The sequence below is a fragment of the Pseudomonas guariconensis genome, from assembly GCF_040822035.1.
Classification (GTDB): domain Bacteria; phylum Pseudomonadota; class Gammaproteobacteria; order Pseudomonadales; family Pseudomonadaceae; genus Aquipseudomonas; species Aquipseudomonas guariconensis.
This window is the reverse complement of record NZ_CP162012.1, coordinates 3,086,289-3,100,466: the sequence shown is the minus strand read 5'-3', so window position 1 is coordinate 3,100,466 and position 14,178 is coordinate 3,086,289. Positions and strand designations below refer to the sequence as shown.

Here is a 14,178-nt window from a genome sequence, read left to right as displayed (position 1 = left end):
CCTGGCTCTGGATTGATTCACCAATCGCAATAATGGCTACGATATTTGCATTGGATTGATTTATCCATCCCTGTCAATCTTGTGTCCACAACATCAATGATGTCCATTGATCAACAAGAGTGCGAAATCATGCAACGAATTCCTTGCGTACTCATGCGCGGCGGCACCTCCAAGGGGCCCTTTTTCCATGCATGGGATCTTCCTGCCAATGTGGTCGAACGCGACGAATTGCTGATCAACCTGATGGGTTCCGGGCATGAGCTGGAAATCGACGGAATCGGCGGCGGTAGCCCGCAGACCAGCAAGGTGGCGATCGTCAGCCCCTCGCTGCATGCCGACGCCGATGTCGATTACCTGTTCGTGCAGGTCATGGTCGCCCAGCGCCGGGTCGATACCGCACCCAACTGCGGCAATATGCTCTGCGCCGTTGGCCCATTCGCCATTGAGCAAGGACTGGTCAAGGCCCAGGATGGCAAGACCTTGGTACGCATCCGTAACTTGAACACCAACACCTTCGTCAATTCGCTGGTGGAAACGCCCGGTGGCATCGTGCGTTACGAAGGCCGCACGGCAATCGACGGCGTACCTGGCACTGCCGCCCCGGTGCACCTGACCTTCCTCGACGCGGTGGGCAGCAAGACTGGCAAGCTGTTCCCCACCGGCCAAGCCCAGGATGTGATCGACGGCGTGCCGGTGACCTGCATCGACATGGCCATGCCGATGATGATCGTCGAGGCCAGCCAGCTGGGCGTGACCGGCTCCGAGACCCCCGCACAGCTGGATGCCGACACCCGCCTGCTGCAACGTCTGGAGGCCTTGCGCCTGAAGGCCGGCAAGGCCATGGGGCTGGGCGATGTCAGCGGCATGGTGATCCCCAAGCCCGTACTGGTTTCTCCGCCCCGCCATGACGGCACGCTGCAAGTGCGCTACTTCATGCCTCACAACTGCCATCGCGCCTTGGCCATCACCGGTGCGATCGGGCTGGCGACTGCCTGCGTCAGCCCGGGCACCGTGATCATGGACATGCTTGGCGAACAAGCACAGCACCTGGATGAAGTGCGCCTGGAGCACCCGAGCGGTGGCATCGACGTCGCGCTTTCGCGCAGCGGCGCCGATGGCAAGACACTCCAGGCCTCTGTGGTTAGAACTGCCCGCCGGCTGTTTTCAGGCTTCGTCTACGCCCCAACCTTGCGCAGGCTGGCGGGGTAGGCAGCTGCTTGCATCACATCGCAACCCGCACATCCGCACAATTTCAACAATGGGTGATGCCTCATGAAACTCGCGAAATCACTGTATTTCCAGATCCTCTGCGCCGTCCTGCTGGGCGTGGTGGTCGGTCACTTCTGGGCGCAACAGGCCGTTGCGCTCAAACCACTGGGCGACGCGTTCATCAAACTGATCAAGATGATGATCGCCCCGGTCGTTTTCTGCACCATCGTGACCGGCATCGCCGGCATGACCGACAAGCGCTCGCTGGGTCGGTTGATGAGCAAGACCTTGCTGTTGTTCCTGGGGCTGACGATCGTCAGCCTGATCATCGGCCTGGCTGCGGTGTACCTGTTCCGCCCGGGTGTGGGGATGAACATCGATCCGGCCACCCTCAGCACCGAGGGCCTTGGCCAGTACGCCGCCTCTGCGGCGAAGCTCAGCGTGGTCGATTTCTTCATGCACATCATTCCGGACACCTTCATCGGGGCGTTCAACAAGGGTGAAGTGCTGCCGGTGCTGTTCATCGCGGTGCTCAGCGGTTTTGCCCTGTCGTCCATGGGCGAGAAGGGCAAGCCGGTACTCGATGTGCTGGAGTCGGCCTCGACCATGGTGTTTCGCATCTTCGGCTACCTGATGCGCTTCGCCCCGGTCGGTGCCTTCGGGGCGCTGGCCTTCACGGTTGGGCAGTACGGGGTGACCTCCTTGGGCGCATTGGCCAAGCTGGTCGGCACGCTCTACATCGCCTGCGCATTCTTCGTGCTGGTGGTGCTCGGTGGCATCTGCCGCGCGCACGGCTTCAGCCTGTGGAAGCTGCTGCGTTACTTCCGCGAGGAGTTTCTGGTGGTGCTTGGCACATCGTCCACCGAGCCGGTGCTGCCGTGCATGCTGGAAAAACTCGAGAAGCTGGGGTGCAAGAAAGGTGTGGTGGGGCTGGTGCTGCCGACCGGCTATTCCTTCAACCTCGACGGCACCGCCATCTACCTGTCGCTGGCGGCGGTGTTCATCGCCCAGGCCTGCAACATCGACCTGAGCCTCGGGCAGACGGTGACGATGCTGGCGATCATGCTGTTGTCGTCCAAGGGCGCTGCAGGTGTGACCGGCAGTGGTTTCGTGGCGCTGGCCTCGACCTTGACCGTCATCCACGACATCCCGTTGGCAGGGCTGGCCTTGCTGATCGGCATCGATCGTTTCATGTCCGAAGCGCGGGCCCTGACCAGCCTGGCCAGCAACGCCGTGGCCACCGTGGTCATCTCGCTGTCGGAGAACGCCTGTGAACGGGAAACCTTGCTGCGTCGTCTGAACGGCACCCCGGCTGCACCGGCCGAGACGCAGATTGCGCAGGCCGACTGGTCTGCCGAGCCTCGGCATCACGGCTGAAAGCCTCTTCCACCTCCCATCGTTGACGTAAAATCCCACTCGACATCCCGGCGATGCCGAGTGGGGTAGGGGGCCGTCTGCCTTGCCGATGGCCGCAACACAATAAAAACAAGAGAAAAGACCATGCTCGCACTCCTGGGCCTGATCATGGTGGTGACCTTCACCTACCTGATCATGAGTAAACGCCTGTCGCCGATCGTTGCGCTCACCGTGGTACCCATCGTCTTCGCGGTGATCGGTGGTTTTGCCCCCGAGCTGGGCAAGATGATGCTCGATGGCTTGAAGATGGTGGCGCCCTCGGCGGCACTGTTGCTGTTCGCCATCCTGTTCTTCGGCCTGATGATCGATGCTGGCCTGTTCGACCCGCTGATCCGCAAGATTCTCAAGCGCGTCAATGGCGACCCGATCAAGATCGCCATCGGTACGGCGCTGCTGTCGCTGCTGGTGGCACTGGACGGTGACGGCACCACCACCTACATGATCACCTGTGCGGCCATGCTGCCGCTGTACAAGCGCATTGGCATGAACCCGATGATCCTGGCCACGGTGTCCATGCTGTCGCTGAGCATCATGAGCGGCATGAGCCCCTGGGGCGGGCCGGCCACCCGGGCTATCGCCGCGCTCGGGCTGGATGCGACCGAGTACTTCATTCCGATGCTGCCGACCGTGATCGGGGGGGCGGCCTGGGTGGTGTTCACCGCCTACCTGCTGGGCCGTGCCGAGCGTCGACGCATCGGCAACATCGCCCTGGAGTCCGGCGGGGGCAATTGCTACATCAAGGAAATCCTTGGCGACAACCCGCACAAGCGCCCACGGCTGGCGTACGTGAATCTGGTGCTGGTGATTGCCGTCATGACGGCCTTGGTGATGGGTGTGATGCACTCCGCGCTGCTGTTCATGATCGGTTTCGTCGCGGCGCTGATGATCAACTACCCGCAGTTGGAGTTGCAGAAGGAGCGCATCCTCGCCCATTCGGGCAATGCCATGACCGTGGTGCTGCTGGTGTTCGCCGCCGGCATCTTCGCGGGGATCTTCTCCGGCACCAAGATGGTCGATGCCCTGGCGCAGACCCTGGTCGACTGGATTCCCGAGGCCTGGAGCCACTGGTTCCCGCTGGTGGTGGCGCTGACCAGCATGCCGCTGACCTTCGTGCTGTCCAACGATGCCTACTACTTTGGCGTGGTGCCGATCCTGGCCAACGCGGCTGCCGCCTACGGCATCGACCCGGTCGAAATTGCACGCGCCTCGGTGCTAGGCCAGCCGGTGCACCTGATGAGCCCGCTGGTAGCTTCGACCTTGCTGCTGGTGGGCATGGTCGATCGCGATATCGGCGACTTCCAGAAAGCCACCGTCAAATGGGCGGTACTCACCTCGCTGGTGATCACGGCACTGGCGTTGCTCACGGGGGCGCTGTCCTTCTTCGTCTGATCTGCATGGGGCGCTCCTGGCGCCCACCTCTATCCAAGAACAACAACTAGAGTACCGAACATGTCCCGAGCTGTTTTCCGTGGGGCCACCTGTGGCCTGCTCTGCGGCTGGCTGCCTGTGGCCGGCGCTGCCGGAGTCATCGATGACGGCAAGCTCAAGCTGCAACTGCGCAATGTCTATTTCAACGAAAACTTCCGTGACGAACAGGGCATGAGCCCCCGCGCTGCCGCGAACGCCAAGAGTGAGCGGGTGGAATGGGCGCAAGGTTTCCTGCTCGATTACCAATCAGGGTTTACTCAAGGCCCGCTGGGTGTGGGCCTCGATGCCCTTGGCTTGGTCGGTGTCCGGCTCGATTCGGGCCGTGGGCGCAGCGGTACCGGCTTGCTGCCGGTCCACGACGATGGCCGCGCCGCAGACGAATTCTCCAGCGCCGGGGTGACGGCCAAGGCGCGCGTGGGGCAGACCGTGGTCAAGCACGGCACTTTGCTGCCCAAGACGCCGGTGTTGGTCTACAACGATGCGCGGCTGCTGCCTCAGACCTACCAAGGCACACAGCTGATCAGTACCGATGTCGAAGGGCTGACCCTGACCGCCGGCCACCTGGATCGCTTCAAGCAGCGTGATTCCTCCGACAGCACTGGCCTATTTCTGGATGGCTACGGCGGTAGCGAGTCTGGCGATTTCAGTTTTGCCGGCGCGGACTATGCCGTGAGCAAACAGCTGCGTTTGAGTTATTTCCATGGCCAGCTCGAACACTTTTACCGCCAGGACTATATGGGGCTGGTACACGACTTGCCATTGGCCGGCGGGGTGTTGACCACCGACGTGCGTTACTTCAAGAGTCGTGACAGCGGAGCCGCTTACGGTGGCAAGATCGACAACGACATGTTCAGTGGGCAGGTGTCGTATACCCACTCGGGGCACACCGTCGGCGCCGGCTACCAAGTGCTTGATGGCGATGCTGGGCTGCCGTACATCAGCGGCGCGACGGTCTACTCGTTCAGCAACGTCGGCATCGGTAAGTTCATCGAGGAGGAAGAGAAAACCTGGATGGCAAGCTATGCCTACAACTTTGCAGCGGCCGGTGTCCCTGGGCTCACCTTCATGGCGCGCTACTTGAGCGGGGACAACGGTCGCTCCGCTGACGCTGAACTCAACGAATGGGAACGTGATGTGGAACTTGCCTACGTGGTGCAGTCCGGTCCGGTCAAAGGGTTGGGCGTGAAGCTGCGCAACTATGTCTACCGCTCTGATTTCTCCCGCGGTCGTGACAGCAACCGGATCTACCTGACCTACGACATCGCGCTCTGGTAATGCAGCGACGCGAGCCGGCGCACTTCGGTGCGCCGGCTCGCGCTGTGTCGGACTTTCTCGAAGACGAACTACACGCCGGACGGCTGTGGCGCTTTTTTGCCCAGCCGGATCAGCTCGTTGCGTCTGGAGCGGGCCCGCTGTCACAGGTATTGTTCGAGTCCGCTCAACCGGGTTGCCTCAGTGGGCCAAGTCGCCTTTGACGTAGCGCACCGTATTTTCCAGCGTGCGCGCCATGTCGGGGTGTGTGAATTGATACTTGTGCTCCAGAAGCTCGCTTTGACGCATGTCGAAGCGCTGGGTCTGAATGAAGTCCAATGATTCGGCGCTGACCGCCAGTCGGGCCGCCAGGCCCGGAATCGTCAAAATCCACCTGAGCAAACCTATCGGTACATGGTAGCGGGGTGCCTTGACCTGCAGCGTTCCTGCGATCTGCTCGAGCATCCCTTGCAGGTTCGGTGTGTGCGCGCAGAGCGCCAGGACCTGCCGGTTGGCCATCGAAGGGTCGAGCGCCACGCAGGTCATCATCTTCACCAGGTAATCGACGCTGACCAATGGCAACCAGTGCCTGGCAGAGCCGGGAATCGCTTTGAACCGGCCTTGTGCCAGGTTTCGAATGAGCTCGGCCAGAGGTTGTCCTTGCGGGATGTGCCCAGTCTCGCTGTGGCCACACACCGTAGCAGGATGGACAACGGTGTAATCCGCACCGGCATCGTGCATGTAACGCATGACTGCGAAATGGGACTCGATCTTGCTGCCTTCGTAGCCCCCAGCACGGGCGTAGACTGCAGGCCAATCTGTGTTTTCAGGGCGCTCGTTATCGACGCCGATCCTGGCAAGGTGGGCCAGGTTTTGCAGCATGAAGCCACCTACCATGAGCAAGCGGATGTCCTGGCTCGCCGCAAGCCTGGCGACTCTGAGCGCCCCTTGCACATTGACGGCGCGGGCGTGCTCCATCGTCAGCCCCCAGGAAAAATCCGCCGCAAGGTGGAAAACCACCGAAGCCGAAGACACGCACGCCTGGTCCGCCTCGCTCAGACCAAGCCCCTCTGTGCTGATGTCGCCTTCAACCGCGTGGACATGTGCAGGGTCACCGCCCAGCCGGCTTACCTGTTCTCTGAGCCGTTCGATGTTTCCAGGATTGCGCATGAGCACCCAGGTCTTGTGCCCTGTCGCAGTAAGACGGGCCAGTAGGTGTTGGCCTATAAATCCGCTGCCGCCCGTGACGAAGCATTCCACGCTCATGCCTGATTCCTTGTTTGGATGATGGGTGCAGGCTAAGGTGTAGAGCGTGCTCTACAGTCAAGGAGTTTCTTTAGGTGAACATTGGAGAGTTGGAGCGCCGAAGTGGACTCGGCCGCCACGCATTGCGCTATTACGAAAAGCTCGGGTTGATCGTGGCCCATCGACAGGCCAACAACTACCGCAGCTACAGCGATCAGACCGTTAGTGACCTGGCATTCATTCAAAGTGCCCAGGGGGCGGGATTTTCACTCGCCGAGATCGGGGACATCCTGGCGGCCAGGCGCGGTAACTCGATCAATTGCGCCCAAGGCGCAGCCTTGGTTGCCGGCAAGATGGCCGAGATTCAAGCGAAGATCTCCACCTTGCAGGCCGCGTATGCCTTTCTCGACGCCGAGCGTGCCAAGCTTGAAGCCAGTGCCATTGCCCAAGGGCTGCCGCTGATTGCCAGCTACACGAGGTAGGTCGTCCGCTCCTTCTTCGACGAAAACGGTGGACAGCAACTGTCGATACGATTTCGACTTCACCCTTACCCCTTGAGCAACACCGCAAACGTCGTCCCTTGCTCTTCATTCGACATGACTTCAATCCTGCCGCCGTGACTGGCAACGATTTCCGCCGCGATGAACAACCCTAGCCCAAGACCTGCAGCTGAACCCTTTTCTCCGGCTGCATAACTGGAATAACGCCCCTCCGGCTTGAAGAGGTAGGGGATCACGTCAGCAGGAATGGGTTCTCCCCAGTTATGGACTGTCACACGCGGACCGATAGCGTCGTTCTCCACCGTGACCTTGATAGGGCAGGCTATATCGCCGTGGCGGATGGCATTGCCTATCAAATTGGAAAAGACCTGGGCGATACGGGCCGAATCAAACGGGCCGGTCACCTGCGCGACTTCGTCAAAGACGATGTCGGCCACCGGGAAAGCGGTTTGCAACTCCTCGATCACGGTGCGGCATATCGGGTTCAGTTCGACCTCCTCTGGATAGACCGGGATGCCGGTACCCAGATTGCAGCGCGCCAGGTCGAGCAGGTCATTAACAATGGCCGTAGCGCGGCGAGCGCTTGTACAAACCTGGGATGCCAGTGCCTTGCCTTTTTCATCCAGCCCTTTCTGGCGCAAAAGCAGATCGCCAGCCATGTGTACCGCCCCCAACGGTGACCGCAGGTCATGGCCTAACACGGCAAGCACCTTTTTTCGTGTCGACTCCACTGCCACCCCATAAGCTGCGATCGACTCTACCAAGGCTTGGTCTATTGCCTCGTTGAACCGAATCATGTCTTGGACCTGGTATTGGTCGAATGCTTCGTGCTTAAGCCAGAGGGAGAGCACACTGGAGCGCAGCGCTCGATATTCGGAGACCATCTGATCCATGGAGAAGCCTGCCATCAGACGTACCACCGCATGTGTCTGGGCCGCTGTCTCGCTGGATATTTGCGGCCCCCTTCCTTGCGCTTTTTCAGACTGTTGATGGGCTGTCTGAGTCGTTCGCATGTCCTGGGCGACCGTGTGCAGGATCTTCTCGGCGTGATTCCTCAAACCGGTCGCATCCAGATTTGGCTGCTGCGTCTCCACCGAACGCGCGAAATCCTCCCAGGCTTGGAGAATCGGCTCCATGTTGCCCTCGATGAAGTCGTACAGTCTCATAACGGTCCCTGGCACTGTCCTCAAACGGCGTCCCAATAGACTAGATCATCGAACTGTAGGGGTATAACAACCAGTGCGTTAACTTCTGTCACGCTTTTGCAACGACGCGCTATATGGCTTGGAATTCACCGATGATCACGGCGGTGAAGTCGTAGGGTGTATCCGCGAAGGATGATGTTGCCCATCAACGGTCGAGCAGCGTTTTCATGAACCGAGCGAATGCCTTGATACGCGTGGACTCGCGATTGGCCGGCAGATACACCATGTTGATACTCGTGTCGACCGAGGTTGGATTGACTTCGAACATTGGCAGCAAGCGGATCAGCCGGCCGTGCCGCACGTCTTCGGCGACCAGCCAGTCGGCCAGCAGCGCGATGCCTTGACCGGCGACGGCAGCCTGGCGGAGAACGTCGGCGTTGTTGCTCTGCATCTGGCCGTGCACTTGGACCGGCACCGTCTGGTCGTCAATCTGGAACTGCCAGGCGCGCATGGGCCCGCCGTAATCGAAGCGCAGGCATCTGTGGCGGGGTAGCTCGAGGGGATGGGCGGGGGCCGCGTGCTGCTCGAGGTAGGCAGGGCTTGCCACCAGCCAACGCTGGAAATGGCCGAGCGGGGTGCAAATGACTTCATCGCTGGAAACCGTTGACCCTAAACGCACGGACAAATCAATGCGCTCCTTGAAAAGGTCCACCCGCTCATCGCTGAGGTTGAGGGTGACTTCCAACCCCGGGTGGCTGTCGAGAAAACGCCCCAGATGCGGTGAAATCAAGTGACGGCCGAACTCCACCGGCACGCTGATCCTGAGCGTGCCTTTGGCCTCGCTCCCCCGGTCCATCACCAGGCTGTCGGCCGCAGCCAACGCATCGAGGATGGCCACCGCGTTCGCAAAGTAGGCCTGGCCCAGGTCGGTCGGGCTGTTTCGCCGCGTGCTGCGGGTGATGAGCGTGGCCCCAAGGTCTGCCTCCAACGCTGCAACCTGACGGGCCACCGACGAGGTGGCCACGCCGAGCTTCCGTGCCGCTGCGGAGTAGCCGCCGCAGCGTACCGTCTCGACGAACATGCTCAATGCCAGAAATTTATCCATACGTACAACCTTGTCGAAGAGGACCGGGAGCGCCAGCCCGAAGGTAACGGCTGCACGGATGATAGCCATGTCAAGGCTCATCGAGATAGCGCGATGCCGGCTCAACGAGCATTCCTGTGTTTGACCACGAACACCAGCAATGCCAAGACCGGGAGCAGGGCAGCGGTATAGAGCGCGGTACTCCATCCGAAACGCTCGTACAGCGGGCTTGCCATCATCGAGCCCACTGCGCCGCCGACGAAGATGCTGGTCATGAACACGGCGTTGAGGCGAGCGCGGCTGTGAGGGTCCAGCGCGTAGACCTCACGTTGCCCCAGGACCATGTTCAACTGCACGGCAAAGTCCAAGGCGACAGCTGCCACTACCAGGCCCAGGTAGCCAAGCCCGGAAATGGCACCGATCAGTAGCGAAGCGGGCGCCAACAGCAAGGCAGCCAAAGTGCTGACCTGCCCGTGACCTGCATCGGCAAGGCGCCCGGCGATGGGGGCTGCAACCGCCCCGACCGCACCGACCAAGGCAAAGAGCGCGACGCCGTTCTGGCTGAGGCCGTAATGACGGATCAGCTCGATGGGCGCCAGGGTCCAGAAGCAGCTGAAGCTTGCGAACAGCAGCCCTTGGTACAGCGAGCGCTCGCGCAGCACTGCATAGCGTCTGGCCAATGCGAACACCGATCCGATCAAGCGGCCATAGGTGGTGTGATGGTTCGGGATCCGTTCAGGCAACAGCACCGCTACCAGGGCTGCGATGGCCACCATCAGCAGGGCGGCACTGAAGAACACGCCCCTCCAGCCAACGTACTCCGACAGTAGGCTCGAGACCGGGCGGGCGAGCAAGATGCCGAGCAACAGGCCACTCATGATGTTGCCCACGACGCGACCCCGGCTGCTTTCTGGCGCCAGGTGTGCGGCCAGGGGCACGAGGATCTGCACGGCGACGGAAGTCAGGCAGATCATCAGCGAGGCGGCCAGAAACAGCGAAGGCGAACCGGCAAAACCTGCCGCCGCCAGGCACACCCCCACTACCAAGGTAAAGCCGATGACCAGGCGTTTGTTTTCCATCAGATCTGCCAGCGGCACCAGCAACAGCAAGCCGACGGCATATCCCAACTGGGTCAGCGACACGATCAGGCTGGCATGCTGCGGCGAAAGCCCGATGCTGGGCGCGATGAGTTCAACGATCGGCTGGGCGTAATACAGGTTGGCAACGACGGCGCCGCAACAGAACGCCAGAAACACAACCAGCGCCTTGGACAGGGCAGGCGTGACGACGGCGGACGCCGACGGTGAAGCAACAATCTCAGGGCTGCTCGCTGACATGGTGGACACTCCAAATGGGTTGACAGGTCAGCGACAAGCCTAGGGCTGCGGTCGGGAAGGCGGTAGACCCACTCGCCGCAACGAACTTGTGCGTGCTGCGCAAAACCCCGGGGCCGCCTCACAGCATCGGCTTGCCCCTGTCTCACCATAGCGTGACCCGGAGATGTAGCTGCCCTCGTCGGAGTCGAGCAGGACAAAGACCGGGTCCGGGGATTGGAAGTTGGTGGCGAGGGTCCGATGACGCGACAGGTGGTGCCGGGTCCTGCAAGGGTGTCGTCGGACCACACCTTCCAGAGCACTCAGCGCCGTTTGCGTCGAAGCGTGGCCAGCGCGCAGCTCCCCAGTATCAGCACCGCCGCAGTGACCAGCAACGCAGGTGCAGGGTGTCCAGCGGTGCGCCAACCCCCTTGCACGCCACGGGTGCCAACAGGGGGCTGGAACAGATTGCCGTCCGACACCGCCGCCTTCGGGCTACGCTCGATGCCCAGACGGGTCAGCCAGCCGGTGAACTGGGCAAGGCGAGGCACCAGATGACTGGCCAGGTGCGCGAGCCGCGCCGCTGAGCCCACAGTGGTGTGAGCACGGGGCGATACTGCGCAGGCCACCATGGCCTTGGCCACCAACGCCGGATCGTAGACGGGCCCCGGCGGTTTGAGCGCATGGCCTGTGTAGTTGCCGCCGTCCCTGAAACCCGGCGTGTCCATCACCGCCGGATAGATATCGCACACATGGATATCCGGATATTCCGTCAACTCGCCCCTGAGCGCTTCGGTCAGGCCACGCAAGCCGAACTTGCTGGCCGAATAGGCCGCTGCATAGGGTTGGGCTACCCAACTGCCGACCGACAAGGTGTTGATCAATATCCCGCGCCCCTGGGCCTTGAAGTACGGCAGCGCCGCGTGAGCGCCACGCAAGTAGCCGAGCAGGTCGGTCTGGATGACTTGCTCATGGGCGGGGAGCGGCGTCTGGTCGAAGCTGCCCACGGCTCCGACACCGGCATTGTTGATCCAGATGTCGATGCGTCCGTGGCCGAACTCCGCCGCCCGTACGGCCAGCGCTTCGACCTGTTCGCTACGGGTGACGTCGGTAACCACGACCAAGGCATCGGTGCCGCACTCGGTGCACTCATCCAGCACCTCGAACAGCGCCTGTTCGTCGCGGGCGGCCAGCACGAGGCGGGCACCTTGGCAAGCAAAGGCCTTGGCCGTGGCCCGACCGATGCCACTGGATGCGCCGGTGATGACCACCAGTTGGCCCTGCAGCCGGCGCTGGGCCGAGGGTCGGTGCGGCGTAGGACTGGGTCGTTCGGTGTGCGACGCAGCCGCTTCGCCAGCGGCAGCATCGACCCTCGACAGCTTAAGGGCCGGACCCTCCACCACATGAAGCGTCAGGTCCTCGACCGTCCCGGCGAAGCGATCCGCGAACACCGGCTCGCCTGTGGGCGTAAGGTTGTCATAGATGAACCGCCGACCTTCCAGCCAGCCGACGGCCGTCAACAGCTCAGGTTCCAGGTAATACTTGCCGTCCAGGAAGAATCCCGGAAACTGCTGGACCTCGTCGGGATCGCTTACCCGGTAGCGTTCACCCGGTTTCATTCCCGTTGCCGGATCAATCATGATCGAACCCTCTCTCAGGCAGCCATCGCCGTGAATGATCAAGGCCAACATGCAAACGGAACCGCCTGTTGGGCCGGTGGTGGTTTAAGTAGAGGAAGCTGGACAGCCTGAGGAAGTTCAGGCCAAACGCTCGATGGTCAGGCTCGCTGACACCGGGCATCCTTTTCCTGCTGGTTGGTCAAGGCATACTGCATCTCCCATCGGTCATGGCTGCAGAACACCTCCAGTCCCGGCCCCTGGGTCAGGACCAGGTCGCGCAGGCGTCGCTGGTTGGCCAGGCGCAATTTGTGGTCGGTGTCCATCATGCGCTGATACAGACGCATGCCTGGCGGGCAGCGACGTTGGGGGCTGTGCACCTCCAGGTGGTGGAAGTACGCATCGCCGGCATGCAGCAGCCAGCCCTGTCCGGTGCGCAATGCGATCCCGGCATGGCCATGGGTATGGCCGCCCAGGGGTACCAACAGAATGTCGTCCTGGGCATCGATCAGCGCGCGCACGGCATCGAAGCCGAACCACTGTTCGCCCAGCTCGGGATAGAACTCCCAATCCGCCACGGCTTGCCACTGGCGGGCGCGGTAACGCCGTGATCCGATCCAGCCACCGGCCTGGGTGGCATGCGATATTTCCTCGCCCATCACATGTACCCGGGCCTGAGGGAAGTCTTCCAGCCCGCCGGCGTGGTCGAAATCCAGGTGCGTCAGCACGATGTGCCTGACATCCCGCGGATCGAAGCCCAGCCGCCTGATCTGATCCAAGGCTGTCAGGCGGTGGTCGAGGCGGATGTTGTTGAACAGCCGAAAGAAGCGGCTCAAGCGCTGTGGGTGCTGGATATCGTTGTAGCCAAAACCCGTGTCGACCAGTACCAGCCCGTCACGCTCGGTTTCGACCAACAGGCAATGGCACGGCACGGTCGCCGTCAGGCCTGGACTGTAGCCGTCGAACAGCGCACCGCCCCAAGGGCACATGCAACCGCAGTTCAAATGATGAATGTGCATGGTCTTCCTCCAGTGGCCCGAGCCCTCAACGGCGTGCGCAACGCTGCTGAGCGCGTTGTCGACAGGCGTCGCCGAAGACTTTGAAAATGGCCAGGTAATCCGGGTTGAACATGACCTGCCACTCAGGATGCCATTGCACGCCCAGGGCAAAGCTCTGGCTGCCTTCTACCGAAAGCGCTTCCACAAGGCCGTCCTCAGCGACGGCCTCGACACGCAAGCCTTTGCCCACCTCGGCGATACCCTGGCCATGGACCGAATTGACTTCGATACGGCCCGCCAGGCCCAGACGATAAAGCACACCGCCTGGCAACACGGTCAGGTTGTGTGTGCGCGCATATTGGTCTTCCACCGGCTCGTTGCTCGGCGGTTGATGTTCGGTGCCGGTTTCTGGCAACCGCTGTTCAAGGGTGCCGGCGAAGGCGACGTTCATTTCCTGGAACCCTCGACAGATGCCCAATACCGGCAGGCCGGCGTCGACGGCTTCGCGCCACAGCGGCAGGGCCAGATGGTCACGGGCCGCATCATGTGGGGTGTCGGGTGGGCTGGGAGGACCTTGGTAGTGATGTGGCTCGATGTTCGAGGGCGACCCGGTAAACAGCAGGCCGTCGACACGCTCTATGATGTCGCGGGGCATCAGAAGCTCGGCGAACACAGGAATCACGACAGGCAGGCCATTGGCAGCCAAGGCAACGGCGCGCCCGTATTTGTCGTCCATGATCTGCACGGCATGGGGGCCGATTTTCCAGGAGCTTGCCACTATGCCGATTACAGGAAGACGTGCCATACCTTCAGGCCTACTGGTTATCGAGAGAAAACAACCTGTGTCTTGGCAAAGGATGCCGCCCTGTCCCGAACGTTCAAACTGCGTATGCAGGCGGTTTGGGAAATCGGCGCAGGCAGGTACGCGCTAAAGCACGGCCCTAATGGATCGTGCACGAGCCATTGGCACCGT

The 14,178-nt window shown here is 61.7% G+C and carries 12 protein-coding genes; 5 read left to right on the top strand and 7 right to left on the bottom strand.

Annotated features, from left to right (window positions below; translation table 11 throughout):
• Window positions 1-129: 129 nt before the first annotated feature.
• From AB1N67_RS14030 to AB1N67_RS14015, 4 genes are all read left to right on the top strand, one after another.
• Window positions 130-1,209: a 4-oxalomesaconate tautomerase gene (locus AB1N67_RS14030; protein WP_102081509.1), complete on the top strand. Its 1,080-nt coding sequence runs from the start codon at window positions 130-132 to the stop codon at window positions 1,207-1,209.
• A 63-nt stretch (window positions 1,210-1,272) separates the two neighbouring features.
• Window positions 1,273-2,586 (top strand): dicarboxylate/amino acid:cation symporter, encoded by a 1,314-nt coding sequence (locus AB1N67_RS14025; protein ID WP_367863083.1) that lies wholly within the window; start codon window positions 1,273-1,275, stop codon window positions 2,584-2,586.
• 123 nt (window positions 2,587-2,709) lie between these two features.
• Window positions 2,710-4,014 carry a CitMHS family transporter gene (locus AB1N67_RS14020; protein WP_043215617.1) on the top strand — a complete coding sequence of 435 codons (1,305 nt, stop codon included), beginning with the start codon at window positions 2,710-2,712 and terminating at the stop codon, window positions 4,012-4,014.
• 60 nt (window positions 4,015-4,074) lie between these two features.
• On the top strand, window positions 4,075-5,328 hold the full coding sequence (locus tag AB1N67_RS14015; protein WP_367863082.1) for an OprD family porin: 1,254 nt from the start codon (window positions 4,075-4,077) through the stop codon (window positions 5,326-5,328).
• A 177-nt stretch (window positions 5,329-5,505) separates the two neighbouring features.
• On the opposite strand, the gene AB1N67_RS14010 is transcribed toward AB1N67_RS14015, so the two are convergent.
• The gene (locus AB1N67_RS14010) at window positions 5,506-6,570 is read right to left on the bottom strand and encodes an SDR family oxidoreductase (protein ID WP_090344717.1); all 1,065 of its coding nucleotides are present in this window, start codon (window positions 6,568-6,570) and stop codon (window positions 5,506-5,508) included.
• A gap of 74 nt (window positions 6,571-6,644) precedes the next feature.
• On the opposite strand from AB1N67_RS14010, the gene AB1N67_RS14005 reads away from it, so the two are divergent.
• Complete coding sequence (locus AB1N67_RS14005) at window positions 6,645-7,031, top strand: MerR family transcriptional regulator (RefSeq protein ID WP_090344719.1); 387 nt, start codon at window positions 6,645-6,647, stop codon at window positions 7,029-7,031.
• Between the two features lie 65 nt (window positions 7,032-7,096).
• Here the strand turns inward: AB1N67_RS14005 and AB1N67_RS14000 are convergent, their stop codons facing one another.
• The 6 genes from AB1N67_RS14000 to AB1N67_RS13975 all read right to left on the bottom strand — a co-directional run bounded on the left by AB1N67_RS14000 (window position 7,097) and on the right by AB1N67_RS13975 (window position 14,010).
• Window positions 7,097-8,215 (bottom strand): sensor histidine kinase, encoded by a 1,119-nt coding sequence (locus tag AB1N67_RS14000; protein WP_289717434.1) that lies wholly within the window; start codon window positions 8,213-8,215, stop codon window positions 7,097-7,099.
• A 184-nt stretch (window positions 8,216-8,399) separates the two neighbouring features.
• The gene (locus AB1N67_RS13995) at window positions 8,400-9,299 is read right to left on the bottom strand and encodes a LysR family transcriptional regulator (RefSeq protein WP_090344863.1); all 900 of its coding nucleotides are present in this window, start codon (window positions 9,297-9,299) and stop codon (window positions 8,400-8,402) included.
• Between the two features lie 101 nt (window positions 9,300-9,400).
• Window positions 9,401-10,615 carry an MFS transporter gene (locus AB1N67_RS13990; RefSeq protein ID WP_367863081.1) on the bottom strand — a complete coding sequence of 405 codons (1,215 nt, stop codon included), beginning with the start codon at window positions 10,613-10,615 and terminating at the stop codon, window positions 9,401-9,403.
• Between the two features lie 299 nt (window positions 10,616-10,914).
• Window positions 10,915-12,231 carry an SDR family oxidoreductase gene (locus tag AB1N67_RS13985; RefSeq protein WP_102081564.1) on the bottom strand — a complete coding sequence of 439 codons (1,317 nt, stop codon included), beginning with the start codon at window positions 12,229-12,231 and terminating at the stop codon, window positions 10,915-10,917.
• A 137-nt stretch (window positions 12,232-12,368) separates the two neighbouring features.
• Complete coding sequence (locus AB1N67_RS13980; RefSeq protein ID WP_289717431.1) at window positions 12,369-13,226, bottom strand: MBL fold metallo-hydrolase; 858 nt, start codon at window positions 13,224-13,226, stop codon at window positions 12,369-12,371.
• Window positions 13,227-13,251: 25 nt separating this feature from the next.
• On the bottom strand, window positions 13,252-14,010 hold the full coding sequence (locus AB1N67_RS13975) for a gamma-glutamyl-gamma-aminobutyrate hydrolase family protein (protein WP_043207055.1): 759 nt from the start codon (window positions 14,008-14,010) through the stop codon (window positions 13,252-13,254).
• Between the last annotated feature and the right edge of the window lie 168 nt (window positions 14,011-14,178).